The sequence below is a fragment of the Aliiroseovarius sp. xm-d-517 genome (genome assembly GCF_013283135.1).
GTDB classification, from domain to species: domain Bacteria; phylum Pseudomonadota; class Alphaproteobacteria; order Rhodobacterales; family Rhodobacteraceae; genus Aliiroseovarius; species Aliiroseovarius crassostreae.
The window spans coordinates 97,153-122,635 of the sequence record NZ_WBXT01000001.1; the positions used below are offsets into that span (position 1 = coordinate 97,153).

Below are 25,483 nucleotides of genomic sequence, written 5' to 3' on the forward strand. Positions count from 1 at the left end.
AGGCGCTTACTTCTTTTTTGCCGGTTTCGCGGCCCAGGCTTCGCGCTTGCGGTAAATGGTGGAGGGGGAGACTCCCAGTACCCGAGCCGCACGCGGAATTGAGCCACCATAGGCGCGGATCGTGTCTTCGATCACGATCTGCTCAATCTCTGCCAGACTCAGCCCGACCAGTGAGCCCGCGCGGTCAGATGGGGGGCTGGTCGCCGCCGGGTGGTTGGGGTCAGAGCGCAAATGTGCAGGCAGCATCACCGAGGTCAGCACCTGCCCGTCATGGTGCAGAACCGCATTCCAGATCGCGTTCTTCAGCTCATGGATATTGCCCGGCCAGCTATGACGCTGCAACACGGCGATGGCATCCGGAGAGAGCTGGGTGAACCCCCTGTTTTCAGATCTGGAATAGTCTTGCAGGAAATGTTGCGCCAAAAGGGCAATGTCGCTTTCGCGTTCGCGCAAAGGCGGGAGATGTATGGGGGCCACGTAAAGGTGGTAAAACAGATCGGATAGGAGTTTTCCTTTTTTGATCAATGTGTTCGGGTCATGGGAAGTGGTGCTGATAACCCGCACATCCACATGCTCCGGCTGTTCTGAACCTAGCCGCTGCACCGTGCCCGAACGCAAAAACCGCACCAGTTGGCTTTGGGTGCGCAGGTCCAGATTGGCAACCTCATCGAGGAACAGCGTCCCGCCATCGGCGGCGAGGGCGGCGCCGATTTTGTCTTTCCGGGCCGCCGGGAACGCGCCAGCCAGATGCCCAAACATTTCGGATGCCATCGTCTCCGGGTGCAGCGTGGCGCAGTTGATCGCAACAAACAGATCAGGGGCGCGACCGGACAGATCGTGAATGCTGCGGGCGTAGTGCTCTTTTTCCGTGCCGGTTTCCCCCTGTAAAAATACCGGGGCCGTAGAATGGGCCACATCTTCCAGCATTTGAATGACGGTGCGGATCGAGGGGTGGTCACCTAACAGATGGGTGCCGTTCAGCTGCGGTCTTGCTTTTGGATGGGCAGGTGCAGGGGAAGGGGTTGCTGGGCGTTCCGAACTGCCGCGGGCCGGTGGCTGTTGCGCTGTTTCCAAGACGGTGGGGGGATGTGAGGGATCTTGGGTTTTCCCTTTGATATCTGCGGCTTGATGTTGCTTGTCGGGTTGGGTGATGCTGATCCGAGGGCCTAGGGCACTGTGCAGGGCCTGCTCCAGCCGCTTGGCGCCAAAGGGATGGAACAGGCAGTCAAACGCCCCAAGGCGCATGGCTTCTGCGGCATCGTTGATCTGATCGTTGCTGGCCACAACCACGACAGGGGGCGCGGGTGAGAGGCGGTGGCAGGATTTCAACAGGGCTTCGGTTGGCTTGTCCCCAAGATGAAGCGGCATGAAGACAATATCGGGAACCGAGACCGCCAACTGTATCTCGGCTTCCTGGATCGTTTGTGCATATCTTGGAGTGCAATTGAGGTCGGAAAAATGATCGGCAGGAAGCCATTGAGTCATCGCCTCGCCCAGTATGACAAGGGCATCCGCCAACGCGGGGGGATCGGTCATCGCGGGTTCGGTCCCGGATGGACTGCTAAGCTCTTCTTTGTTCGTCACGACACTACAATTGGCCTGAGTGGGCTGGAATTCAGCTTCACGTAAAAGTTGATTAGAATTATATACTTCTGATTGTTGAACGAAAAAACACCCCCAAATTGCGATTGGGGGTGTTTTTATTTAGAATTGTAACGAATTTCTATACTTTCGTATAACCGATGTCCGCCAGAGCATCGCGGATCTCGTCCAGAATCGCCGGATCGTCAATGGTCGCCGGCATCTTGAAATCCTTGCCATCGGCAATCGACACCATCGTGGCGCGCAGGATCTTGCCTGACCGGGTTTTGGGCAGACGGTCCACGACGATACAGAGTTTGAACGCGGCCACCGGACCGATTTTCTCCCGCACCAGCTTTACGCATTCGGCGGTGACGTCGGCATTGTCGCGGTCGGAACCGGCGTTCAGGCAGACCATGCCCAGCGGCAGTTGCCCCTTGAGCTGATCGGTCACGCCGATCACGGCACATTCTGCCACGTCCGGGTGGCTGGCCAGAACCTCTTCCATCGCGCCGGTGGACAGGCGGTGGCCTGCCACGTTGATCACGTCATCGGTGCGCGCCATGATGTAGACATAGCCGTCTTCGTCCTTGTATCCCGCATCTCCGGTTTCGTAGTAGCCGGGGAAGGTGGTCAGGTAGGATTTCTTGAACCGCTCTTCTGCATTCCACAGGGTTGGCAGTGTGCCGGGGGGCAGGGGCAGTTTGATCGCAATTGCGCCCAACTCGCCTGCGGCCATCGGGTGGCCACCTTCATCAAGGATCTGCACGTCAAAGCCCGGCATTGGCACGGAAGGCGAGCCAAGTTTGATCGGCAGCTCTTCAATGCCCAGCGGGTTTGCGGCGATGGCATAGCCGGTTTCGGTCTGCCACCAGTGGTCAATCACCGGCACGTTCAGCTGCTCCTGTGCCCAGACAATGGTGTCCGGGTCCGCGCGTTCACCCGCCAGGTAGACCTGCTTCAGGCAGCTGAGGTCATATTTCTTGACATATTCGCCCTTCGGGTCTTCGCGTTTCACCGCACGGAAAGCGGTCGGCGCGGTGAAGAAGCTTTTCACGTTATGCTCGGAAATCACCCGCCAGAAGGTGCCCGCATCGGGGGTGCCGACCGGCTTGCCTTCAAAGACGATTGTGGTGTTGCCATGCACCAGCGGGCCATAGGTGATGTAAGAGTGGCCCACGACCCAACCCACATCCGAGGCCGCCCAGAACACGTCGCCGGGATCGACGTTATAGAGGTTCTTCATGGTCCAGTTCAGTGCCACCAGATGGCCGCCGGTGTGACGGATCACGCCTTTCGGCTGGCCGGTGGTGCCGGAGGTATAAAGGATATAGGCTGGGTGGTTGCCCTCGACCGGCACACAATCGGCCGGGGCGGCATTGGCTTCCATCTCGGCCCAGTCGAAATCCCGCCCGTCGATCAGCTCAGCAGGGTGTTCCTCGCGCTGCAGAATAACGGTGAAGTCAGGCTTGTGCTCGGACAGCTCAATGGCACCATCCAGAAGCGGTTTATAGGCCACAACCCGGTTCGGCTCCAACCCGCAGGATGCGGCGATGATGGCTTTCGGTTTGGCGTCGTCAATGCGCACGGCCAGCTCGTTCGAGGCAAAGCCGCCGAACACCACCGAATGCACGGCGCCAATACGGGTGACGGCCAGCATGGCGATCAGCGCCTCTGCCACCATCGGCATATAGATGATCACCCGGTCGCCTTTGGTCACACCCTTGGCGGCCAGGCCACCCGCGACCTTGGACACGCGCTCTTTCAACTCGGCATAGGTCAGGGTCGATTTGCGTCCGGTGATCGGGCTGTCATAGATGATCGCCACCTGGTCGGCGCGACCGCCTGCGACATGCCGGTCAACTGCGTTCCAGCAGGTGTTGACCATCCCGTCCGAGAACCATTCGTAAAGCGGAGCCTTCTCGTCGAAAAGCGCCTTTGACGGGGCTTTGTCCCAGTCAATTGCTTCCGCGGCCTCCATCCAGAACGCTTCCGGGTTGGCCTGCCAGGCGGCGTAGACGTCTTTATATGCCATGTTGCACATCCTCCTAAATGCTTGCGCATGAGTTAGGCAACCTGTGGGCTGTTGGGCAAGAGGCTTGAACCTTGCTGCGGCCAAATTTCACGCAGGGTTTGCAGTTTGGTGAAAATCCGCCTGCAAATTTTGCAAACCCCTCGAAAATATGCGGCGGTTCTGAAAAATCCAGAAGGTTTGCAAAATTGCAAAGTTTTGGCTGCAAAGTTTTGGCTGCAAAGTTTTGCGGTGCAGATTCGCAAGAGGAGCGAACGCCAAAAAGCACAAAAGAAAAGGGGGCCGAAACCCCCTTTTGTCACATTCAGCCGCCTGTGACGCGACGTTGCCGGTCAGGTGTCAGCCGTAATGGGCGACAGGTGTGCCCGCAATCGCTGACATGTTCAGCAGGCCGCGCGCGGTGATTGACGGTGTTACGATATGGGCCCGGTTGCCCATGCCCATCAGGACCGGGCCGACCTCCAGCCCGCCGCCTTTCACCTTCAGCGTGTTGCGCACCGCGCTGGCCGCATCTGCATTGGTAAAGACCAGCACATTTGCGGGGCCGTCAAAGCGGGCACCTGGGAAAATATGGCGGCGAACCTCGTCATCCAAGGCGGCATCCACATGCATTTCCCCTTCATAGGCAAAGTCGCGGGGGGCGCTGTCCAGGATTGCCAGGGCTTCGCGCGCGCGCACACCGCTGTCGCTGCCATGGTTGCCAAACTGCGAATAGGAACAGACCGAGATCTTCGGCTCGACCCCGAAGCGGCGCACATGGCGGGCCGCACCAATCACCGTTTCCGCAATCTGTGCACCGGTGGGGGTGGGGTGCACATGGGTGTCGGCAATGAACAGTGGCCCATCCTGAAGGATCATCAGGCTGAGCGCGCCCACGGGGTGCAGATCCGGCGTGCCGAGGATCTGCTGGATGTAATTGAGATGCCACAGGTACTGGCCAAAGGTGCCGCAGATCAGGCTGTCCGCTTCTTCGCGTTGCACCATGATTGCGCCAATCGCGGTGGTGTTGGTGCGCAGGATCGCCTTGGCGAGGTCGGGGGTGACGCCCTGACGGGCCATGATCTGGTGATAGCTGCCCCAGTAGTCGCGATAACGCTCGTCACGCTCCGGGTTCACGATGTCAAAATCCCGACCCGGTTTGATCGACAGGCCCGCGCGCTCGGCGCGTCGTGCAATGACGTCGGGGCGGCCAATCAGCACGGGCAGATCGGTGGTTTCCTCGATCATCGCCTGGGCCGCGCGTAGCACGCGTTCGTCCTCGCCCTCCGCAAAGACAATCCGGCGATTTGCTTTGCTTGCGGCCTCGAAGACCGGACGCATGATCAAGGCCGAGCGGAACACACTCTCATCAAGCTTGGCCTTGTATGCCTCCAGGTCTTCGACGGGCCGCGTCGCCACACCGCTTTCCATCGCCGCTTTGGCGACCGCGCTGGCGACAACCCCCATCAAGCGGGGATCAAAGGGTTTCGGGATCAGGTAATCGGCGCCAAAGCTGAGCTGTTCGCCCTTATAGGCCGCAGCAGCTTCGGCGGAGGTGGTGGCGCGGGCAAGGGCCGCAATCCCTTCAATGCAGCCCAGTTGCATTGCGTCATTGATCTCGGTTGCACCGACATCAAGCGCCCCACGGAAGATGAAGGGGAAGCACAGTACGTTGTTGACCTGGTTGGGAAAATCGCTGCGTCCGGTTGCAATGATCGCGTCCGGTGCGACCTCGCGCACCTCGTCCGGCATGATTTCCGGGGTCGGGTTGGCGAGCGCGAAAATCACCGGTTTGTCCGCCATTTTGCCAACCATGTCAGGTTTCAGAACACCCGGCCCGGACAGGCCAAGGAACAGGTCGGCCCCGGCAATCACATCGCCCAGCGAGGCGGGGGTGTTGCCCTGCGCATAGGCGGCTTTTTGCGGGGTCATCTCTTTCTCGCGCCCCTCATAGACCAGCCCTTCAATGTCACAAAGCCAGACATTTTCGCGTTTCACGCCAAGCTTCAGCAACATGTTCAGGCAGGCGATGCCCGCGGCTCCGCCGCCGGTTGAAACGACCTTGATTTGTGAAAAATCCTTGCCCACGACCTTGAGCGCATTGGTGGCCGCCGCGCCGACAACAATTGCAGTGCCGTGTTGGTCGTCGTGGAAAACCGGGATGTTCATCCGCTCACGGCAGATTTGTTCAACGATAAAACAATCGGGCGCCTTGATGTCTTCCAGGTTGATGGCGCCGAAGCTGGGTTCCATGGCGCAAATGATCTCTGCCAGCTTCTCAGGGTCGCTCTCATCCAGTTCAAGATCGAAGCAGTCAATATTGGCGAATTTCTTGAACAACACCGCCTTGCCTTCCATGACGGGTTTTGAAGCCAGGGCACCGATATTGCCAAGCCCGAGAACGGCCGAGCCATTGGAGACCACCGCAACAAGGTTGCCGCGTGCGGTGTAACGGCTTGCAGTGGAAGGATCTTTCGCGATTTCAATGCTGGCCTCAGCCACGCCGGGGGAATAGGCCAAAGACAGGTCGCGCCCGTTGGCCATGGGCTTGGTGGCCTGAATTTCGAGTTTCCCCGGCTTCGGGAACTCATGATAATCCAGCGCGCGCTTGCGGGAATACTTGCTGTCAGTCATGAGGATCTCCGTCGTGGCAGTAGGGTTGTTTAACTTTAAACCATCCTTGATTTCCCGTGCATCATAGGGGGGATGACGCAGCGATCAAGTCGCAATTTGCGTCCTGCATGTCGGTTTGACCGATCTGGGGCGCTCAGTCAGGCGGAGACAGGCAAAAAGACGCATATGATGTTTGCGCAAACGCGCTTTGCGCTTGCATCCGGCCAGCGGCTGGGACAGATTTGTTCAATTGATCAAAAAGGAGGGGCAGATGTCCTTGCTCAAGGCTGCGACCGAGGTGCGCGAAAACGCCCATGCACCTTATTCCAACTTCAAGGTCGGCGCCGCGCTGCGCACCGCATCCGGCAGTATTTTCACCGGATGCAATGTGGAAAACGTGGCCTATCCCGAGGGAACCTGTGCGGAGGCCGGAGCCATTGCCGCCATGTGCGCCGCGGGCGAGCGGGAGATTGCCGAAGTTCTGGTGATTGCGGACGCGCCTTTGCCGGTCACGCCCTGTGGCGGCTGCCGTCAGAAACTGGCCGAGTTTGCCCAAGGGGATGTGCAGATCACCATGACCACGACCGAAGGAAACAGCATGGCCATGTCGATGGCGGAGCTGCTGCCCGGTGCCTTCTCCAACGAGCATATGGAAAACACATGACCCGCGCTTTTCTTGTTGTGCTGGATTCTGTGGGATGCGGTGGCGCTCCGGATGCAGACAAGTTCTTTAATAACAAAACGGTGCCGGATACCGGATCCAACACGCTTGCCCATATCGCACAGGCCTGTGCACAGGGGCGTGCGGAAGAGGGGCGCAGTGGCCCGCTGAAAATGCCGCACCTTGATGCGTTGGGCCTGTCCGCTGCCGTAAAGCTCGCATCAGGTGAGGAGATGCCGGGGTTTGATGCCGTTCCCGCCGGGCTTTGGGGGGCTGCTGAAGAAATCTCACCGGGTAAGGATACGCCCTCGGGCCATTGGGAAATTGCGGGTGTTCCGGTGCCGTGGGACTGGGGGTATTTCCTCGACACCCAACCCTGTTTCCCGCAAGAGATCACCGACGAAATCTGTCGTCTGGCCGGGGTCGACGGGGTTCTGGGCAACAAACATGCCTCGGGCACGGCGGTGTTGGATGAGCTGGGGGAGGAGCATCTGCGCACCGGCTGGCCGATTGTCTATACCTCGGTCGACAGCGTGTTGCAGATTGCTGCCCATGAGGAGCAGTTTGGTCTCGACCGTCTGGTCAAGCTGTGCGCGGATCTTGCGCCGATGGTGCATAAGTTGAATGTGGGCCGGGTGATTGCGCGGCCGTTTCTGGGAAATCAGGCCGGCGCGTTCGAGCGCACGGCAAACCGGCGCGATTTCGCCATTACACCGCCCAGCCCGACCCTGTGTGACTGGGTTGGGGCTGCGGGCGGCAAGACCCATGCGATTGGCAAGATCGGTGACATCTTTGCCCATCGTGGCATTGATACGCTGAAAAAGGGTCGGGATCTGGCGCTGATGGATCATCTGCTCGACAGTTTTGACACCGCGGGGGACGGCGATCTGGTCTTTGCCAATTTTGTCGAGTTCGACTCGCAATTTGGGCACCGTCGTGACGTGTCCGGCTATGCGGCGGCGCTGGAGTGGTTTGACGCCCAGATCCCCCGTATCCTTGGAAAAATGCGTGACGGGGACCTGATCATCTTTACCGCAGACCATGGCAATGACCCAACCTGGGTGGGCACGGATCACACCCGCGAACGGGTGCCTGTCGTGGGGGCGGGGCGCGGCCTGAAAGAGGTCGGTATCTGTGCGTTTTCTGATATTGGCGCGTCGATTGCGGCCCATCTCGGGCTGGCGGAGCGTGGCGCCGGAAAGAGTTTTCTATGAGCTACCAATCGCTTCCCAAAATCGAACTCCACATGCACCACGAAGGGGCCGCGCCGCCTGCGTTCATCCGTGGTCTGGCGAAAGAAAAGAAGGTCGATATTTCCGGGATCTTCACCCCGGATGGCGGGTATGCCTACCGCGACTTTCTGCATTTCCTTGAGGTGTATGAGGCGGCCACTTCGGTGTTGCAAAGCCCCGAAGATTTCCGCCGCCTGACTTTGGCGATCCTTGAGGAAAGCGCGCGTCATGGGGTGGTGTATGCGGAGAGCTTCATCTCGCCAGACTTCTGTGGCGGACGGGATGTGGCCGCGTGGAAAGACTATCTGGCGGCGATCAGGGATGCGGCGGATGAGGCAGAGCGCAACTTTGGCATCACTCTGCGCGGCATTGTCACCTGTATCCGCCATTTCGGCGGTGAGGTGGCGCGCGAAACCGCGCGCTGCGCACAGGAAACCGCCGGAGACTGGATTGTCGGCTTTGGCATGGGGGGCGATGAGAATGCCGGCCATCAGTCCGATTTCAAATACGCCTATGACATGGCGCGTGAGGCTGGGCTGAACCTGACCACCCATGCGGGGGAATGGCGCGGCCCGGAGGAGATACGCGAGGCGCTGGATGCGCTGAAGGTTACCCGGATCGGCCACGGCGTGCGGGCCATCGAAGATCTGAACCTTGTTGAGCGGCTGGCGGATGAGGGCACCACACTTGAGGTCTGCCCCGGATCAAATGTCTTTCTGGGCGTTTTTGACCGGTTGGAAAATCACCCCATTGCCAAGCTGCGCGAGAGGGGGGTAAAGGTCACCGTGTCCACCGATGATCCGCCCTTTTTCCGCACCACGATGACACGGGAATATGAGGATCTGAACCGGGTCTTCGGCTGGGACGAGGCGGATTTCGCCGATCTTAATCACGTGGCTTTGGACGGGGCGTTCTGTGACGCGGACACCAAGGCGCGCATTGCTAAGCTGCTGGAGCCGAAAGATGTATGACCACCTGACCGTCGTTGATCACCCGCTGGTGCAACATAAGCTGACTTTGATGCGCGAAGAGGGCACGCCCACCAGTGTCTTTCGCCAGCTTCTGCGCGAGATCAGCCAGCTTCTGGCCTATGAGATCACCCGCGAACTGCCGATGACCACAAAGTCGATCCAGACCCCGATGCAGCAGATGGACGCACCGACACTGGCCGGGCGCAAACTTGCCCTGGTGTCGATCCTGCGCGCCGGAAACGGCCTTCTGGATGGTGTGCTGGAGCTGATCCCCTCGGCGCGGGTTGGGTTTGTCGGGCTTTACCGCGATGAAGAGACGCTGGAGCCGGTCGAGTATTATTTCAAGGTGCCCGAGAAGATGGATGAACGCCTGGTGATTGCCGTGGACCCAATGCTGGCCACCGGCAACAGCTCGGTCGCGGCGATTGACATGTTGAAAAAAGCGGGCGCCAAGAATATTCGCTTCCTCTGCCTGCTGGCCTCTCCGGAAGGGGTTGCACGGATGAAAGAAGCGCATCCCGATGTGCCGATCATCACCGCCTCGCTGGATGAGCGTCTGAACGAAAAGGGCTATATCATGCCGGGGCTGGGGGATGCGGGGGACCGCATGTTCGGCACCAAGTAAGCGTCAGGATTGGGCTGCGTGCGCGGGCTTTCCCCGCCGCGCAGCTGATTGATTTTTAGGCAGTTTCGGGTAATCCCCTCAGATTCAACAAAGTTTTTCGATGAATTGTTCACAGCGCCGAGCTGGCCCTGTGGATTATCCCTTTACTTCGAATCGGTCATCCGTCATGCTTGTCCACAATATTTTGTGTGGGGCCACAAGAGCATGTTAAAAAGAACCGTGGCTATAATGGCCGTTATTGCAGGGATGTCAGCGACAGGCGCTGACGCTCTGAGCTTGAAAAAAGGCGCGCAGCCGGCGGAAACGCCGCCCGCGAGCTACAAGGGAAACACCTATGTCGACAGCCGTGGATGTGTGTATATCCGCGCCGGGTTTGGTGGAAATGTGACATGGGTGCCGCGTGTGACGCGTAACCGACAGGTGGTGTGTGGTGCCGCGCCCAGCCTTGGGGGAAATGGCGGATCGGTTGTCGCAACCAAGCCAGCCCCCGCGCCTGCGCCGCAACCCGTGACCGTTCCTGAAACGCGCCCAGCTCAGGTGGCAACCACCCGTCCGTCTGCTTCTGTGCCTCAGGTGAAACCGGCTCCGGTTGCCCGCCCTCAGGTGCGCGTGCAGCGACCAACAATTCCGGGTCCCAAGCTTCCGCCGCGCATCGGTTTTGGTCCGTCCGAGACCAATCCGTCCTTGCCGCAGCGCAGCCCCGCACCCCCCGCGTGGACGGATCGCTTTACCCATGGCAAGGGGGATGACGGCTGGATCGTGTCCGACAATGGGCAGGCGGCTCAGGCCGTCCGGGTCAATTGCCCCGCAAATGTCAGCAAAGTGTCTTTCGTGCGCCTGAACGGTGCCAAACTGCCGGTGCGCTGCGGGGCGTTGCAGGTGGCGCCGGTCACCTATCTGATTGAGGACAACTCGGGCAACCTTACCCGGATCACAACCCTGCCGCATGGATCAAACCTGCGCGCAGCACAGGCTGCACTGGCCGGGTATTCCGGTGGGACAGCCGGGGGGGCGACGGTCACCTCCGTTCCGACAACCCGTGTGCTGGTGCCGCAGGGAAATGGTCATGCCCCCAAGCCCTATCAGGTTGTGCGCAGGCGTGATCTGGACAAATCCGCGCTTCCGCCCAGCACGGTGATTGCGCCGCAGACCTATGTGGCGTCGAATATGCCGGTCGCGGTGCCTGAAGGTTATACTGCAGCCTGGAGCGATGGGCGTCTGAACCGTTTGCGGGGGGTGCGCTCGATTGCGGGGGATTTGCAGACGGCGGAAATCTGGACCGACACGGTGCCACGCCGCCTGAAAGGGGTGCAGTTGCCGGAAAAGCAGGTCGCAGATACATCGCCGGTTGACAGGACATATGGCAAGACCAGAGCACGGGCGAAAACCACCCCCATCAGTAAGACGCGCTCTGTCAGCGCGGGGCGGCTGCCGCAGAAATTTGTGCAGGTCGGGCGCTACAGCGATGCGGCCAATGCGCGCAAAGTGATCCTGAAATTGCAGCGTATGGGGCTGAAAGTATCGTCCAGCACCTCAAAACACGGCGTAAAAACCGTTCTGGCGGGCCCGTTCAAGCAGCAGGCAAAGCTGAGCACGGCCCTTGCAAAACTGCGAAACGCGGGTTTCACAGACGCGTTTCTACGCTGATATGGATAGGAATTGGCAGGTGAAAGGCTCCGCACATTTGCGGGGCTTTTCCTTTTCGGGGCGGGCCTCAAGCGTTTCAGAACAAACACGTGTTTCAAACGTATCCCGAACGCTTTATTCGCCGCAGATCCCTTGTAGTCGCACCCAATCCCCGTCTGACAAAAGCGGTAAAGCCGCAGCCAGCGGTACGGGATCGGCTTCGATCAGTGAGATGGTTTTTTCGCCGGTCAGGTCCAGCGCGTATGCGTAAGGGGTAGAGCGGATGCCGGCCTCTTCAAATCGGGGCAGAAGATCGGAGGCTGTCAGGGGCGCGGGGTCCGAAGTCAGCAGCCATTCGGCATAGGCGTCAATCGCTTCATTTGTCACTTCGCCAGTGGTCAGAAGGCGTATCGTTGTTCCGGTCCCGGCATGGTCCAGAAAGCCAAAAACCGGGTCGGTCATGTGGCGGCGCTGGTCTTCGGCCAGAATGAAGCCTGCCACGACATCAGCTTCTTCAAAATCCTCGATCAGGGCGCGGTTCAGAAGGGTGATATTGCCGGGAAGATGGGTTGCAGCTTGCACGCCGCTCGATAGCACAATCAACCGGGGGGCGTTGGATCCCAGCACCCGGCGGCCAAGGGCCTCAAGCGCGGAGCGTGCCAGAACGTCATCGCATTGCTGGCCCGCTACGCGGCCAATTCTGGTCAGGATGCGCTGGCCAATGGCTGTGCGGGTCGGGGCGGGCACGACGGCGGTTGTATAGCTTTGTAATGCGCCGGGAAGCCAGACCACACCCCCGATGATCAGCAAAGCAAGCCCACCGGCGGTGATCCATCCGCGCAGCCTGCCAGGCCGGTCGCGGCGCCGTTCCACCACCTTGCGCACCCGTTCGATCCCGTCGATCATCGTGTCATCATCGACTTCCAGTTCTTCGAACACTTCATCCGATGGCGAAAACCGCGCCGGGCGTTCGCCGGGATTGATCCGTCGCACGGCCGCAAGGGACCAATGGGTCAGGGCGGTGTCGGACATGTTGGTGATGGTCAGGGTGGCTTCGCCCAATGACACAATCACATTCACGCGCTGCGCATCGGGGGATGCACTCCAGACACCCGGCGCTTCGAGCCGGTCGTATTTCTTGAGGGCTGTCATGGTTGGGCGAGGCTGCTCTTAAATGCGGCTCAATGCTTTCTTGTTGGAAAAACAATAGCTAGGCTTTTGCGGTTTGTCGATTGGGGGAATGGCAAATATGGGGCCAAGAGGCGCCGTGGGACCCGGCCAGTGTCTGGCCGGGTTGGGGGGCAGGTTACGCCTGCCCCTGTTGTTCCTTCACCATGCGGCGCAGTTGGAATTTCTGGATCTTGCCGGTGGATGTTTTGGGCAGCTCGCAGAACTCAACCTGTTTGGGGGTCTTGAACCCCGCCAGATGTTCGCGCGCAAAGCGTATCAGCTCCTCTGCGCTGATATCTGCCCCGTCTTTCAACTCGACAAAGGCGCAGGGCACTTCGCCCCATGTCTCGTCCGGTTTGGCCACCACCGCACAGAGCATCACCGCGGGATGGTGCATCAGGACGCCCTCGACCTCAACCGAGCTGACATTTTCGCCACCGGAAATGATGATGTCCTTGGCGCGGTCGGTGATCTGGATATAGCCGTCCGGGGTCTGGTGCGCGATGTCGCCCGAGTGGAAATACCCACCGGCAAAAGCTTCGGCGGTGGCGTCGGGGTTTTTCAGATAGCCTTTCATCACCGAGTTGCCACGGATCATGATCTCCCCGGTTGCTTCGCCATCCATCGGGACCTGAACCATGGCGTCATCCATCACGGTAATGTCTTCCATCTGTGGAAACAGGACCCCGGTGCGGGCCTTGATTGCTGCGCGCTCAGATTGCGGCAGCGGGTCCCATTTCGGCCCGTTCCAAAGGCATTCGGTCACATGCCCGTAAGTTTCGGTCAGTCCGTAGACCTGTGTGATGTTGAACCCCAGCGGTTCGATCGCGGCCAGGGTGGCGGCTGCCGGGGGCGCACCCGCAGTGAATACCTCGACCACATGGTCAAAGGACCGGCGCGTATCTTCTGGGGCATTCACGATCATGTTCAGCACAATCGGAGCGCCGCCAAAATGGGTCACGCCCTCATCTGCAATCGCGTCATAGATCGCTGCTGCGGTGATGTCCCGGCAGCAGATGATTGTGCCCCCCAGGGCTGGCATCATCCAGCTGTGGTTCCAGTTGTTGCAGTGAAACAGCGGCACGATGGTCAGGTAGCGGGGATAAAGCCCCATATTCCAGCTGATCGGTGTGCCCATGGTCATCAGATAGGCGCCGCGATGGTGATAGACCACGCCTTTCGGGCGGCCGGTGGTGCCGGAAGTATAGTTGAGCGCGAGGCTTTCCCATTCATCCTGTGGCATGATCCAGGAAAAATCCGGGTCTCCCGAGGCTATCACCTCTTCATATTCAGGATAGCGGCCGGTGGCGGGGTGACCGGCCGGGGCATCTGCGACTTCGATGATGTCCGGTCCTGCCCCGTTCATCTGGGCCACCGCCTTTTCTGCCAAGGGCAGGAATTGGGTATCGACAAGAACGATCTTCGCCTCTCCGTGACCAAAGATATAGGCCACCGTGTCCACATCCAACCGTATGTTGATTGTATTGAGCACCGCCCCGCAGGCGGGGATGGCAAAGCTTGCTTCCACATGGGGCAGCGTGTTGGGCAGAAGTGTTGCCACGACATCCCCGGGGCGAATGCCGCGTGCCGCAAGGGCGCCGGCCAGACGGGTGACCCGCTCGTGATAGTTGCGATAGGTCAGCCGGAGCTTGCCATAGACCAGTGCCTCACGATCGGCAAACACCGTCGCCGCCCGGCGCAGGTGAGACAGCGGTGTGAGCGGCACGAAATTTGCAGCATTCTTCTCTAGCCCCGTTTCATCTGACATCCATCCCATCGCCTACTCCCTGTGGTCCCATGTCGAAAATCTGTTCTGGTCTTTTTTGCCAGAATGTCGTTTTTCGAGCAGACCAGAACAGATGCCGCATGGTCAATGCCTGAAATGCCGAGATGAAAGAGGATATGAACATGTCCGCAGATGCATCACCGCCGAATATCCCAGTCGTCAGCACGGGCGAAGAGCGTCCCTTGGCTGCGGCGGGGGTGATCATGCTGGCGATGTTCATGCTGGGTATCCTCGACAGTTCTGTTGCCGTGATCGCGCGGGATACCGGGTTGTGGCAGTTTCACTTTATACGCTCGGTGCTGGCCTGCCTGTTGATTTTGGGACTGGCGAAAGCTGGCGTGGTTCGTATCACCCCCCGGCGGCGCTGGGCGGTTGCGCTGCGTGGTGGGCTGACCGGTCTGTCGATGCTGTTTTACTTTGGCTGCCTGGCCTTTTTGCCGCTTGGTCAGGTGGCAGCAGGGCTGTTCACGGCCCCGATCTGGGTAATGATCATCTCGGCCCTGTTTTTGGGGCAACCTATTGGAGCCACACGGCTGAGTGCCGCGGTGCTTGGTTTTGCAGGGGTTCTGATGGTGTTGCGTCCGTTTGAGACCGGGCTGGAACCTTTGGCCATCCTGCCAATGGTTGCGGGCTTTTTCTATGCTCTGGGGGCGCTGGCCACGCGCCAGTTCTGTGCGGGTGAAAGCACCTTTTCGATGCTGCTCTATTTCTTCCTTTCCCTGGGGGTGTTCGGCCTGCTGGGGGCGGTTGGCATGACGTTCTGGCCGCATGATGTGCCTGCGGGGGCAGAGGGGTTCATCCTGCGCGGCATCGGCCCCATTGGGGGCGTGTCCGTGCTGCTGACCATCACCCAGGCCGTCGGGTCGATCATCGCTGTAGGCCTGATTTTCCGTGGCTACCAACTGGGGGAAGCAGGGCAGGTGGCCATCTACGAATATTCCCTTCTGATTTTTGCCGCTGGGTGGAGTTATGTGCTGTTTTCCGAACCGACGGGGCTGATGCCTGCGCTCGGCATGGGGCTGATCATCCTGTCGGGAATTGTCATTTCTCTGCGCTCGCGCAAGGCGTGAAAAGGCGATAGGGTGACGCCATGATCATTTCGCATGGCCGCCGCTATATCTTTGTGCATGCTCCGAAAACGGGGGGGACATCCCTTGCCCTGGCGCTTGAGGCGCGGGCGATGAAAGATGACGTGATGCTGGGCGATACGCCCAAGGCGTTGCGTCGACGCAGGCGCCTGAAGGATGTGCAGGCGGCCGGGCGGTTGTGGAAACATTCAACCTTGTGCGACATCGCCGGGCTGGTCACTCCAGACCAGATGCGCGACTATTTTGTGTTTACGCTGGTGCGTAATCCCTGGGATCGGATTGTAAGCTATTATCATTGGTTGCTAGCCCAGTCCTTTGACCATCCGGCAGTGAGTTTGGCCAGGTCATCCGGGTTTGCCGATTTCCTGCGTGCGCCTGAAACGCAGGCCAGTTTTCGGGCCGCCCCCTATGCCAGCTATGTGACCGACCGGGACGGGTGCGAATATGCGGATCTGTTTGTCCGGTTGGAACATCTTGATGAGGATCTGCCCGCGCTTGAGGCCCATCTGGGGTTCTCTTTGCGCCCGCTCCCGCATGAAAACCGGTCTGACCGGCAAAAAGAGTATCGCCAGTTTTACACGGATGAACTGCGTCAGATCGTGGCGCGATGTTGTCGCGATGATATTGAGCGGTTCGGGTATCTGTTTGAATAAAAATACATTTTCAGTTGGAGTAGCACCTGTCCCACGGTTGGTGAAAACTAGAAAACTAGAAAACTAGAAAACTAGTTTTCTGGTTTTCTCTGACATCAAAGCGGGCAGCGCCAAAAGAGACGGGACCACCAGAAAAGGGCCCAAAAGAAAAGAGCCCGGGTATGTCCGGGCTCTCCTGTGTGTGTCTGAAGCGTTCGAGATCAACCAGAGATAGGGAATGGTTGAAACGCTTTCGGCAATTATGCGGCGGCTACGGTCTTGTCGAACCGTTCATAGAAGGTTTCGCCTTCCTCAGCCATCTCGCGCAGCAGCGCAGGGGTGGTGAAGCGCGCGCCGTGTTTTTCGGTCAGCTGGTCACAGACTTCGGCCGCATAGGGCGCACCCAGCATGTCGAGCCAGCTGAAGGGCCCGCCGGACCAGGGCGCAAAGCCCCAGCCGAGGATCGCGCCCACGTCGCCTTCGCGGATGTCCTCAAGCACGCTTTCTTCCAGCGCTCGCACCGCTTCCAGCACCTGTGCCATCATCAGGCGATGCTTGACCTCGGTGATTTCCGGCTGTGTCTCGGCCAGCGGGAATTTTTCACCCAGACCGGTCCACAACCCGGCGCGCTTGCCTTTGTCGTCATAGTCATAAAAACCCGCATTTGCCTTGCGGCCCAGACGCCCTTCATCTGCCATCCAGAAGATGATGTCATCCACCGCGCTGTCAGGATAGGCATCCCCCATCGCGGCTTTGGTTGCTTTGGCAATCTTCACACCCAGTTCGACCGAGGTCTCGTCCACCAGCTGCAACGGACCAACCGGGAAGCCCAGCAGGCGCGCGGCCCCTTCCACAAGGGCAGGGGAGACCCCTTCGCCCACCATGCGAATGCCTTCGTTGATATAGGGAATGATGCAGCGGTTGGCATAGAAGAAGCGCGCGTCATTGACCACAATCGGTGTCTTGCGGATCTGGCGCACGTAATCCAGCGCCTTGGCCGTGGCCCGATCACCGGTCTCGCGGCCCTTGATGATCTCGACCAGCATCATCTTCTCAACCGGTGAGAAGAAGTGGATGCCGATGAACTGATCCGGGCGTTGCGATGCCTTTGCCAGCTCGGAAATCGGCAGGGTCGAGGTGTTGGTGGCATAGATGCAGTCGGGGCCGACAACAGCCTCGACCTTCCGGGTCATCTCCGCCTTCACACCCACATCTTCGAACACCGCTTCAATGATCAGATCCGCCCCTTTGAGAGCGTCCAGATCGGTGGTCGCGGTGATCGCACCCAACACGGCTTCTTTTTTCTCCGGCGTGGCTTTCTTGCGGGCAATGCCCTTGTCCAGATAGGTCTCGGAATAGGATTTCCCGCGATCTGCAGCCTCCTGGGTCTGGTCGATCAGCACCACTTCCATGCCCGCCATGGCAGAGACCAGCGCAATGCCTGCCCCCATCATGCCTGCGCCCAGCACGCCGACTTTCTTGACCGACTGATCCTCAACGTCTTTCGGACGCACAGCCCCTTTTTCAAGCGCCTGTTTGTTGATGAACAAGGACCGGATCATGGCCGAGGAGGACGGGTTCATCAAAACATTCACGAACCAGCGGCACTCCACGCGCAATGCGTCATCAAAGGGAACCATTGCCCCTTCGTAAGCGGCCGACAACAGCGCCTTGGCCGCCGGATAAACCCCTGCGGTCTTGCCATGGATCATCGCCGCCGCGCCGATATAGGTTTGGAACCCGGCTGGGTGATAAGGCGCGCCGCCGGGCATTTTATACCCCTTGGCATCCCACGGTTTCACGATGTCTGCGTCCTTGGCGTTCAGAACCCATTCTTTTGCGCGGGCCTGCAGCTCCTCCGGGGCGACAACCTCGTCGATCAGGCCTGCGGATTTTGCCTTGGCCGGGGCCACGGTTCTGCCCTCGAGCAGGAACGGCGCTGCCGCCATTGCGCCCATCTTGCGCACAAGGCGGGTGGTGCCGCCTGCGCCGGGGAAGATCCCCACAAGGATTTCCGGCAGGCCGATCTTGGCCTTGGGATTGTCGGCGGCAATGATCCGGTGACAGGCCAGCGGGATTTCCAAACCAATGCCAAGCGCGATGCCGGGCAGGGCGGCGACAATCGGTTTGCTGCCCTTGTTGGTTTTCGGATCCATGCCCGCCCGTTCGATTTTGCGCAGCACGCCATGCATCTGCATGATGCCGTCAAACAGGCCTTTCGCGGGGTCGTCACCCGCATCTTCTTTCATCTGGGCAATAACATTGAGGTCCATCCCCCCGGCAAAATCCTTTTTGCCCGAGGTGATGATTGCGCCTTTCACGGCGTCATCAGCCAGAACGGTGTCGATATGTGCGTTCAACTCTTCCAGAGCGGCATAAGACAGCACGTTCATCGACTTGCCCGGAACATCCCAGGAAATGGTGGCGACGCCATCGGCGTCAACAAAGTAGTTGAAATCAGTCATTGAGTGTCTCCTGTCCTTCGGAGGAACAAGCTGCAGCTTCGTCGGGAAACTCATCAGCAAGTTCGGTCCGGACTTGGGTAAGTATTTGGCCAAGCAGGTTTTGCCCGGGCCAGAGTTCAGGGTCAGTTAGCGCCGCGTTTTTAGCATCCAATCCAATACCCCAGATGGAATCGACCGGGCTGGCTTCGATCATCATATGCGGGATGGTTTGGAAAAGTTTGCGGCGCAGCCCTTTGTTTTGGTGATATTTGGCGCGATTGATCCGATATACGATCTCTTCTTTGTGCAAGTCCCACTGAGCTTCAGAAAAACCGCGAACCTTGCGACCCAAGGCCTTTTGCTGGCCGGGATCTGTGGCGTCCAGTATCTCTTGGGCGACAGTTTTGTCGTCAAACAACATTGCCTTAAGATACATCATGGCCTGCTCAGCGGTGTTGAAAATGACGCCGTCCAGTTCCATGTGGCAGGTTTGCCATTGGCTAAACGGGCCATTCCAAAAGAAGTGATATGTGACTGGATGGTTCATTAAACGCGCTCAAGGATGGTTGCGGCACCCATGCCAGATCCGATGCACAGAGTGGCAAGGCCCGTTTCCTTGTCCGCCCGCTCCATTTCGTCCAGAAGCGCCCCAAGGATCATCGCCCCGGTGGCCCCCAGCGGGTGGCCCATGGCAATCGCCCCACCGTTCACATTCACCTTGTCATGATCGGCGTTGAAGGCCTGCAGGAAGCGCAGCACGACCGAGGCGAAAGCTTCGTTCACCTCAAACAGATCAATGTCACCAATGCCCATGCCAGCGGCCGCCAACACGCGTTCGGTGGCCGGAACCGGGCCGGTCAGCATGATGGTTGGGTCGGTGCCCACCTTGGAGGTGGCCTTGATGCGTGCGCGCGGTTTGATCCCGTGACGCTCGCCAAATTCCTTGTTGCCGATCAGAACGGCGGCAGATCCATCGGCGATACCGGACGAGTTGCCGGCGTGGTGTACGTGGTTGATCCGTTCCAGATGCGGGTATTTCAAAAGCGCGACCGCGTCAAAGCCCGGCATCTGTTCGCCCATCATCGCAAACGACGGGTTCAGCCCGCCAAGCGTTTGCATGTTGGTTTCACGGATCATCTCGTCCTGCGACATGATTTCCAGACCGTTCTGGTCGCGCAGTGTATAGACGGATTTGTCGAACCGGCCCGCGGCACGGGCAGCGGCGGCGCGTTTCTGGCTTTCCACCGCATAGGCGTCACACTCGTCGCGTGAGAACCCGTATTCGGTGGCGATAATGTCCGCAGAAATCCCCTGCGGCACAAAATAGGTCTTGGCTGCGAGGAACGGATCCGCCGCAATTGCGCCCCCGTCGGACCCCATCGGAACCCGTGACATGCTCTCGACGCCGCCGGCGATATAGGCGTCACCCGCCCCGCCACGCACCTGGTTGGCCGCCATGTTCACAGCTTCCAGACCCGAGGCGCAGAAGCGGTTGATCGACACGCCGGGGATGCGCTCGTCCAAATCGGAATACAGCACCGAGGAGCGGGCCAGGCAGGCGCCTTGCTCACCCACCTGGGTCACGTTTCCCCAGATCACATCCTCGACGGCATGGCCCTCAAGGTTGTTGCGGCGTTTCAGTTCGTTGAGGGTCTCGGCAGAAAGACGTACGGCTGTCACTTCATGCAGCGTGCCGTCTTTCTTGCCTTTGCCGCGCGGGCTGCGCACGGCATCATAGATATAGGCATCGGTCATTTTCTATTTCCTTTCAGGAGTCTAGGTCCAGAATGTCAGGCGCGGTCAGCCGGGCTGCCGGGCATAAGGTCGTAAGGGTGTTTCCAGCCGGGGGTTTCGGCAATCCGGGTCAGCCAGGCGTCGATGGCGGGCCATTCGGTGCGGTCAAAGCCAAACGGTTCGGGGTAGAACAGGTAACCGCAGCAGGAGATGTCTGCGAGGGTGATGGCGTCGCCCACCAGCCAGTCCCGAGTGGAAAGCTCGCTTTCCAAAGTCTTGTATGCGGATTTGAGGCGGCCCTGATTGAAAGCAATCACCTCGGCCGGGCGCTTGTCTTCTGGGATAAAGTTCATCAAAAACCGGGTCATGCCCGCCACCGATGACATTTTGTGATTGTCCCAAAACTGCCAGCGCAGGATCTCGCGCCGCTCTGCCGCGCTGCGCCCCCCAAGTTTGCCGGATTTTGACGAGACATAATCCTGAATGGCGCCCGATTGTGACAGGGTCACATCCCCGTCCACCATCACAGGGGCCTCCCCCATCGGGTTGATCTCACGATATTCCGGCGTGCGGGTCTCGCCGCCGAAGAAGTCTACGTATACCGGCTCCCAATCCAGGCCGGACAATTCCAACGTAAGCGCGGCCTTGTAGGCGTTGCCACTTTCGCCGAAGCAGTAAAGTTTGATGGTCATCGCGTCCTCCCAGTTGCGATCTCGACCCCCGGGAGAAATATCCCCGCAGGTCCGATTGAGTATTTTGACCAAGAAGAAAGCCTGATTGCTCTTCCAGTCACGTTTTCTTAACCAAGAACGGCCAGCTTAGGGGGGCGGTACAGGCTGGAGAGCCGATGACCGCCCAAGGAGAAGGCGGCCTCGCCATCAACGCCCGAACGGGCCGGGGCGGCGAGGCCGTTATCGGTATTAGACGCGCGCCCCTTCTTCTTGCTCCAAACACTCCCGCCGGAGGCCTCCAACAGAAGCCAACTGTCCAGACTCATCGCTTGCGCGCCTCCAGTTCCGCGTTGAACAGGCGCAGGCGCGCGGTGAGGTTTTCTTGGTGTGTCACGCTGTCGAAATGTTCGAACAGGAAGGACAGCGCTTCGCCCTCATCCAGCCCCGCCTCCTGCGCAAATCGTTTCAGGCGGCGATAGCCGTCTTCGGTCATGGCGCAGGGAAAGCGGCGGGTGAGTTTGAAGCGTTTGGGCATTCCTGTTCTCTTTTCAATTGGTTAGAATTGGTCCGCATCCAGCCCCATGACCGTGGCCGATCCGCTTTCGATCCGTGCCAGATGCATCGCGGTGGCAGGCAGGCGTCGGGACATATAGTAGCGCGCCGTGGTCAGCTTGGTCTCGTAGAACGTGGCGTCAGAGGTGCCGCCAGCCAGCGCATCCAGGGCCGCGCGGGCAGACCGTGCCCACATGAAGCCCAGGCAGACATGGCCGAAAAGATGCATGAAATCATAGCTTCCCGCGAGCGCGTCATTTGGGTTCTTCATGCCCGACTGCATGAAATACATGGCCGAGGATTGCAGGTGTTTCGAGGCGACCTTCAGCGGCTCGATGAAGTCCTTCATCTCGTCGCTGTCTTGGTCCTTGCAGTAGGATTTGATCATGTCAAAGAAACCCATGATCGGTTTGCCGCCACCGGCAGCCAGTTTGCGGCCGACGAGATCCAGCGCCTGAACACCGTTTGCCCCTTCATAGATCTGGGTGATGCGGGCGTCGCGTGTGAACTGGCTCATGCCATGTTCTTCGATATAGCCGTGGCCACCATAGATCTGCTGGGCGAGGACGGTCATGTCGTAGCCCTGATCGGTCAGGAACCCTTTCAGGACCGGGGTCATCAGCGAGATCAGATCATCGGCACCCTTGTCCTCGGCGCGGTGGGCCTGATCAATCAGTGTCGCCCCCCAAAGCAGAAAGGCACGCGCCCCTTCGATGAAGGATTTCTGGTCCATAAGCGCGCGGCGAATGTCGGGATGAACGATCAGCGGGTCCGCCGGGCCATCCGGGTTCTTGACCCCGGTGACGTCGCGCCCCTGCAGGCGGTCCTTGGCATAGATCACCGCGTTTTGATAGGCGGCTTCGGCTTGCGCCAGGCCCTGCATCGCCACACCAAGGCGGGCTTCGTTCATCATGGTGAACATGGCGCGCATGCCTTTGTGCATGTCTCCCAGCAGGTAGCCGGTGGCCTCGTCATAATTCATCACGCAGGTGGCATTGCCGTGGATGCCCATCTTTTTCTCAAGATTGCCCACGCTTACGCCATTGCGCGCGCCCGCAGACCCGTCTTCGGCCACCATGAATTTCGGCACGATAAAGAGCGACACGCCCTTGATGCCCTCTGGTCCACCGGGGATTTTTGCCAGCACGAGGTGGATCACGTTTTCCGACATGTCATGGTCGCCTGCCGAGATGAAAATCTTCTGGCCGGAGATCTTGTAGCTGCCATCCTCCTGCGGTTCCGCCTTGGTGCGCATCAGCCCTAGATCGGTGCCGCAATGCGGCTCGGTCAGGTTCATGGTGCCGGTCCATTCGCAGCTGACCATTTTGGGCAGATAGGTGGCTTTCTGTTCATCCGTGCCATGGGCCAGAATGGCGGAGGCGGCCCCATGGGTCAGGCCCTGATACATGGTGAAGGCCTGATTGGCCCCGGAAAACAGCTCCCCCACAGCGGTGCCCAGCACCACTGGCATGTTCTGGCCACCGAACTCTTCGGGCATGTCGAGCCCGGTCCAGCCGCCGTCTTTCATCTGCTCAAAAGCATCCTTGAACCCGGCAGGCGTATAAACCACGCCATTTTCCAGGCGGCAGCCCTCATGATCGCCAACCACATTGAGCGGTGCAAGCACCTCTCCGGCCAGTTTGCCCGCCTCTTCCAGAACGGCAGAGGTAAAGCCAGGCTCCAGATCTGCATATCCGGGGGTGGCAGCCTCGTGGGTTTTCAGCACTTCGTGCAGCACAAAGCCCATGTCCTTGGTGGGGGCGGTATAGCTCGGCATGTGGTAATCCTCGTGGTTGATAACTGGCGCTTATTGCCCTTCGCCCGCTTTGAAACTGGCGATGGCGTTTTCGGCCCATTTCAGTTGTTCCGTCAGATCGGCAATGGCCTCGTCCAGCTCGACACGCTGTTGCCTGAGGTCGGCCAGGTGTTTCTGGGCCACCTCGTAGGTGCGGGTCAGTTGGGTCTGCTGCTGGTCTCCCATGTCATAAAGGTCGAGCAGCTGGCGGATTTCCTCCAGTGCAAACCCAAAACGTTTGCCGCGCAGGATCAGCTTGAGCCGGGCACGGTCGCGTTTTGTGAACAGGCGTTTCTGGCCTTCGCGTACCGGTGCAAGCAGCTCTTTCGCTTCATAAAAGCGCAGGGTGCGAGCGGTGACATCAAAAGCGTCACACATCTGACGAATGGTCATAAGGTCGTCGGTCATGTCGAACATTCGATCCTCTTTTTGACACCGGTCGGTTGGGGGCGGGGGTCCCGCCGTGTTGATCTGGGTTGATCTGACCGGTTCTGTTTACTGCATAAGTTTACGTTGACGTAAATGTAACGTGACGTCAAACATTTCAATGGCGTGGCGTCAACTTTTCTTTCCGTTACGGAACGTCATTTCCCAGATTTACGCCCCTAGACGTGTGATTTCCGCGCTGCCGCGCGCGTTCTACGGGAGAAAAGGAACATTGACCTCGTGCTGCAAGGGGCACATGGTCTTTCCGGATCAAGGGAAAACACTGTTCGGAAGGGGTGGTCGTGAGTGGTGACAATGTAGATGGCGTGGACCATCTGAACGCAGAACGGGCATCCCTTGAGGTGATGCAGGCTCAGATGCAGGGGTTTCTCAGGAAACGACTGGCCATGTGGGCGATCCGCTGGGGTATCGGGATGCCGGTGGCATTTGCCGTGCCCGCAATCTGGGGGCTTTGGCTCTGGTTGCCGATGGCGGCAGGGATTGTTGCCCTCGTCTCTCTGGCCACAATCATGATCATGTGGCTTGTCTTGCTGCGCAAATTTCGATCCGCCCAGGCCAGTGCGGATCGGTTGGAGCAGGTGTTGAGGGAGGAAGACGATCCGGCGTGAGGGTTATTTTACCAGCTTTGCCACATCGTCCCGCAGGTCCTGAAGATCATCAATGGTCTCGGCCAATTGCGCATATTGCTCCCGCAGGGCCTTGAGCTGGCGATCCGCCAACTCCACCCAGGCCTGATTCTGCGCATCGGTGCCTTTCTCATCATAGATCAACAGCCATTGGCGCAGCTCTTCCAGAGAGAAACCAAACCGGCGCCCGCGCAGGATGAGGGTCATGCGGGCCACTTCGCGTGGCGTATAAAACCGCGACCGCCCTTCCTTTTCCGGGGCCAGCAGCTCGATATATTCGTAATATCTGAGCGTCCGCGGAGTCACGTCAAACCTGGCACACATTTCTTTGAAGGTGAGGCGTTCGTCAGACATGGGACATCCTTGCTGTTGCGGTTCGTCCTCATTGGTAACGCTTTCTGCGCTGCAGCGCAATTCTGTAGGGTCAGGATTCATAACCAGAAGATGACTACAGCAGCGAGGGCGCATGCTGACAGGAAGACCTTCGGACACCTGTCATAGCGCGTCGCGACGCGTCGCCAATCCTTGAGGCGGGCGAAGCTGTTCTCGATTTTGTGGCGTTTACGATAGCGCAGCTCGTCGTGCGGGATCGGGACCTTGCGGTTCTTCCGACATGGTATACAAGGCTTGATCCCCCTGTTTTCAAGGGCTTGGCGATACCAATCGGCATCGTAGCCCCGATCCGCCAACAGGTGTTTGGCGGGCGGCAGGGCATCCAGCAAAGCCCGTGCGCCGATGTAGTCGCTGCGCTGGCCTGCCGTCAGGAACAGACGCAAGGGCCGCCCCATCGCGTCGGTGACGGCGTGCAGCTTGGAGTTCATTCCGCCCTTCGTACGACCAATCAGGCGGCAGGGGTTGTGATTGGCCCCCCCTTTTTCAGGCCCAGGCTGGAGGCGGTGCGGTGTGTCTTGAGATGGGTCGCGTCAATCATCAGCGTGTCAGTTTCGCCACCCTGATCGGCCAGCTCCAAAAGCATCCGGGCGAAGATGCCTTTCTCGCTCCATCGCTTCCAGCGGCTGTAGAGCGTCTTGTGAGGGCCATAGGCTTCTGGCGCATCCCGCCACCTTAACCCATTGCGGTTTATGAAGATAATCCCAGACAGCACCCGCCTGTCATCCACACGTGGCTTGCCGTGCGACTTCGGGAAGAAAGGCGCCAGCTTGGCCATCTGCGCTTCGTTCAACCAGTAAAGATCGCTCATGTCACCGCTCCGTTTTC

The 25,483-nt window shown here is 59.2% G+C and carries 23 protein-coding genes; 9 read left to right on the forward strand and 14 right to left on the reverse strand.

Annotated features, from left to right (window positions below; all coding sequences use genetic code 11):
- Window positions 1–6 precede the first annotated feature (6 nt).
- Together XMD517_RS00435 and XMD517_RS00440 are read right to left on the reverse strand one after the other, a co-directional pair.
- Window positions 7–1,536: a sigma-54 dependent transcriptional regulator gene (locus XMD517_RS00435; protein ID WP_173485457.1), complete on the reverse strand. Its 1,530-nt coding sequence runs from the start codon at window positions 1,534–1,536 to the stop codon at window positions 7–9.
- 187 nt (window positions 1,537–1,723) lie between these two features.
- A complete protein-coding gene (locus XMD517_RS00440; protein WP_173485458.1) occupies window positions 1,724–3,616 on the reverse strand; it encodes a propionyl-CoA synthetase in 1,893 nt (630 codons plus the stop codon).
- Window positions 3,617–3,721: 105 nt separating this feature from the next.
- On the opposite strand from XMD517_RS00440, the gene XMD517_RS00445 reads away from it, so the two are divergent.
- Window positions 3,722–3,931, forward strand: a complete 210-nt coding sequence (locus tag XMD517_RS00445; protein WP_173488225.1) for a hypothetical protein — start codon at window positions 3,722–3,724, stop codon at window positions 3,929–3,931.
- Window positions 3,932–3,952: 21 nt separating this feature from the next.
- Here XMD517_RS00445 and XMD517_RS00450 read toward each other — a convergent pair whose 3' ends face one another.
- Window positions 3,953–6,226 (reverse strand): NADP-dependent malic enzyme, encoded by a 2,274-nt coding sequence (locus tag XMD517_RS00450; RefSeq protein ID WP_173485459.1) that lies wholly within the window; start codon window positions 6,224–6,226, stop codon window positions 3,953–3,955.
- 250 nt (window positions 6,227–6,476) lie between these two features.
- On the opposite strand from XMD517_RS00450, the gene cdd reads away from it, so the two are divergent.
- From cdd to XMD517_RS00475, 5 genes are all read left to right on the forward strand, one after another.
- On the forward strand, window positions 6,477–6,869 hold the full coding sequence (gene cdd / locus XMD517_RS00455) for a cytidine deaminase (protein ID WP_173485460.1): 393 nt from the start codon (window positions 6,477–6,479) through the stop codon (window positions 6,867–6,869).
- Window positions 6,866–8,080 carry a phosphopentomutase gene (locus XMD517_RS00460; protein WP_173485461.1) on the forward strand — a complete coding sequence of 405 codons (1,215 nt, stop codon included), beginning with the start codon at window positions 6,866–6,868 and terminating at the stop codon, window positions 8,078–8,080. Before cdd ends, XMD517_RS00460 begins: the two co-directional genes overlap by 4 nt.
- A complete protein-coding gene (locus XMD517_RS00465; RefSeq protein WP_173485462.1) occupies window positions 8,077–9,069 on the forward strand; it encodes an adenosine deaminase in 993 nt (330 codons plus the stop codon). The genes XMD517_RS00460 and XMD517_RS00465 overlap by 4 nt, the downstream gene beginning before the upstream one ends.
- Window positions 9,062–9,694 carry a uracil phosphoribosyltransferase gene (upp, locus tag XMD517_RS00470; protein ID WP_055188826.1) on the forward strand — a complete coding sequence of 211 codons (633 nt, stop codon included), beginning with the start codon at window positions 9,062–9,064 and terminating at the stop codon, window positions 9,692–9,694. Before XMD517_RS00465 ends, upp begins: the two co-directional genes overlap by 8 nt.
- 228 nt (window positions 9,695–9,922) lie before the next feature.
- Entirely contained in the window at window positions 9,923–11,341 is a 1,419-nt protein-coding gene (locus XMD517_RS00475; protein WP_173485463.1) for an SPOR domain-containing protein, read from the forward strand.
- A 114-nt stretch (window positions 11,342–11,455) separates the two neighbouring features.
- On the opposite strand, the gene XMD517_RS00480 is transcribed toward XMD517_RS00475, so the two are convergent.
- Together XMD517_RS00480 and XMD517_RS00485 are read right to left on the reverse strand one after the other, a co-directional pair.
- Window positions 11,456–12,472, reverse strand: coding sequence for a hypothetical protein (locus tag XMD517_RS00480; RefSeq protein ID WP_173485464.1), 1,017 nt, complete (start codon window positions 12,470–12,472; stop codon window positions 11,456–11,458).
- Window positions 12,473–12,626: 154 nt separating this feature from the next.
- Window positions 12,627–14,267 (reverse strand): long-chain-fatty-acid--CoA ligase, encoded by a 1,641-nt coding sequence (locus tag XMD517_RS00485; protein ID WP_173485465.1) that lies wholly within the window; start codon window positions 14,265–14,267, stop codon window positions 12,627–12,629.
- Between the two features lie 131 nt (window positions 14,268–14,398).
- On the opposite strand from XMD517_RS00485, the gene XMD517_RS00490 reads away from it, so the two are divergent.
- Both XMD517_RS00490 and XMD517_RS00495 read left to right on the forward strand, forming a co-directional pair.
- Window positions 14,399–15,346: a DMT family transporter gene (locus XMD517_RS00490; RefSeq protein ID WP_173485466.1), complete on the forward strand. Its 948-nt coding sequence runs from the start codon at window positions 14,399–14,401 to the stop codon at window positions 15,344–15,346.
- A 20-nt stretch (window positions 15,347–15,366) separates the two neighbouring features.
- Window positions 15,367–16,017: a sulfotransferase family 2 domain-containing protein gene (locus tag XMD517_RS00495; RefSeq protein ID WP_173485467.1), complete on the forward strand. Its 651-nt coding sequence runs from the start codon at window positions 15,367–15,369 to the stop codon at window positions 16,015–16,017.
- Window positions 16,018–16,256: 239 nt separating this feature from the next.
- Here XMD517_RS00495 and XMD517_RS00500 read toward each other — a convergent pair whose 3' ends face one another.
- From XMD517_RS00500 to XMD517_RS00530, 7 genes are all read right to left on the reverse strand, one after another.
- A complete protein-coding gene (locus XMD517_RS00500; RefSeq protein ID WP_173485468.1) occupies window positions 16,257–18,461 on the reverse strand; it encodes a 3-hydroxyacyl-CoA dehydrogenase NAD-binding domain-containing protein in 2,205 nt (734 codons plus the stop codon).
- Window positions 18,454–18,987 carry an NADAR family protein gene (locus XMD517_RS00505; protein WP_173485469.1) on the reverse strand — a complete coding sequence of 178 codons (534 nt, stop codon included), beginning with the start codon at window positions 18,985–18,987 and terminating at the stop codon, window positions 18,454–18,456. Before XMD517_RS00505 ends, XMD517_RS00500 begins: the two co-directional genes overlap by 8 nt.
- Complete coding sequence (locus tag XMD517_RS00510; RefSeq protein WP_173485470.1) at window positions 18,987–20,195, reverse strand: acetyl-CoA C-acetyltransferase; 1,209 nt, start codon at window positions 20,193–20,195, stop codon at window positions 18,987–18,989. Before XMD517_RS00510 ends, XMD517_RS00505 begins: the two co-directional genes overlap by 1 nt.
- Before the next feature lie 35 nt (window positions 20,196–20,230).
- Window positions 20,231–20,866, reverse strand: a complete 636-nt coding sequence (locus XMD517_RS00515; RefSeq protein ID WP_055188844.1) for a glutathione S-transferase family protein — start codon at window positions 20,864–20,866, stop codon at window positions 20,231–20,233.
- Window positions 20,867–21,167: 301 nt separating this feature from the next.
- Window positions 21,168–21,380, reverse strand: a complete 213-nt coding sequence (locus tag XMD517_RS00520; protein ID WP_055188849.1) for a hypothetical protein — start codon at window positions 21,378–21,380, stop codon at window positions 21,168–21,170.
- A gap of 21 nt (window positions 21,381–21,401) precedes the next feature.
- Complete coding sequence (locus tag XMD517_RS00525) at window positions 21,402–23,174, reverse strand: acyl-CoA dehydrogenase C-terminal domain-containing protein (protein ID WP_173485471.1); 1,773 nt, start codon at window positions 23,172–23,174, stop codon at window positions 21,402–21,404.
- A 30-nt stretch (window positions 23,175–23,204) separates the two neighbouring features.
- Window positions 23,205–23,600, reverse strand: coding sequence for a MerR family DNA-binding transcriptional regulator (locus XMD517_RS00530; protein WP_173485472.1), 396 nt, complete (start codon window positions 23,598–23,600; stop codon window positions 23,205–23,207).
- Window positions 23,601–23,920: 320 nt separating this feature from the next.
- Between XMD517_RS00530 and XMD517_RS00535 the strand changes: the two genes are divergently transcribed.
- On the forward strand, window positions 23,921–24,247 hold the full coding sequence (locus tag XMD517_RS00535; RefSeq protein ID WP_173485473.1) for a hypothetical protein: 327 nt from the start codon (window positions 23,921–23,923) through the stop codon (window positions 24,245–24,247).
- 3 nt (window positions 24,248–24,250) lie between these two features.
- On the opposite strand, the gene XMD517_RS00540 is transcribed toward XMD517_RS00535, so the two are convergent.
- Together XMD517_RS00540 and XMD517_RS00545 are read right to left on the reverse strand one after the other, a co-directional pair.
- The gene (locus XMD517_RS00540; protein ID WP_173485474.1) at window positions 24,251–24,619 is read right to left on the reverse strand and encodes a MerR family DNA-binding transcriptional regulator; all 369 of its coding nucleotides are present in this window, start codon (window positions 24,617–24,619) and stop codon (window positions 24,251–24,253) included.
- Window positions 24,620–24,696: 77 nt separating this feature from the next.
- Window positions 24,697–25,466 (reverse strand): IS5 family transposase gene (locus XMD517_RS00545; protein WP_254449811.1). Its coding sequence is split into 2 segments (ribosomal slippage): window positions 24,697–25,130 and window positions 25,130–25,466, totalling 771 coding nucleotides; the frame shifts between segments, so codons are not numbered across the junction.
- Between the last annotated feature and the right edge of the window lie 17 nt (window positions 25,467–25,483).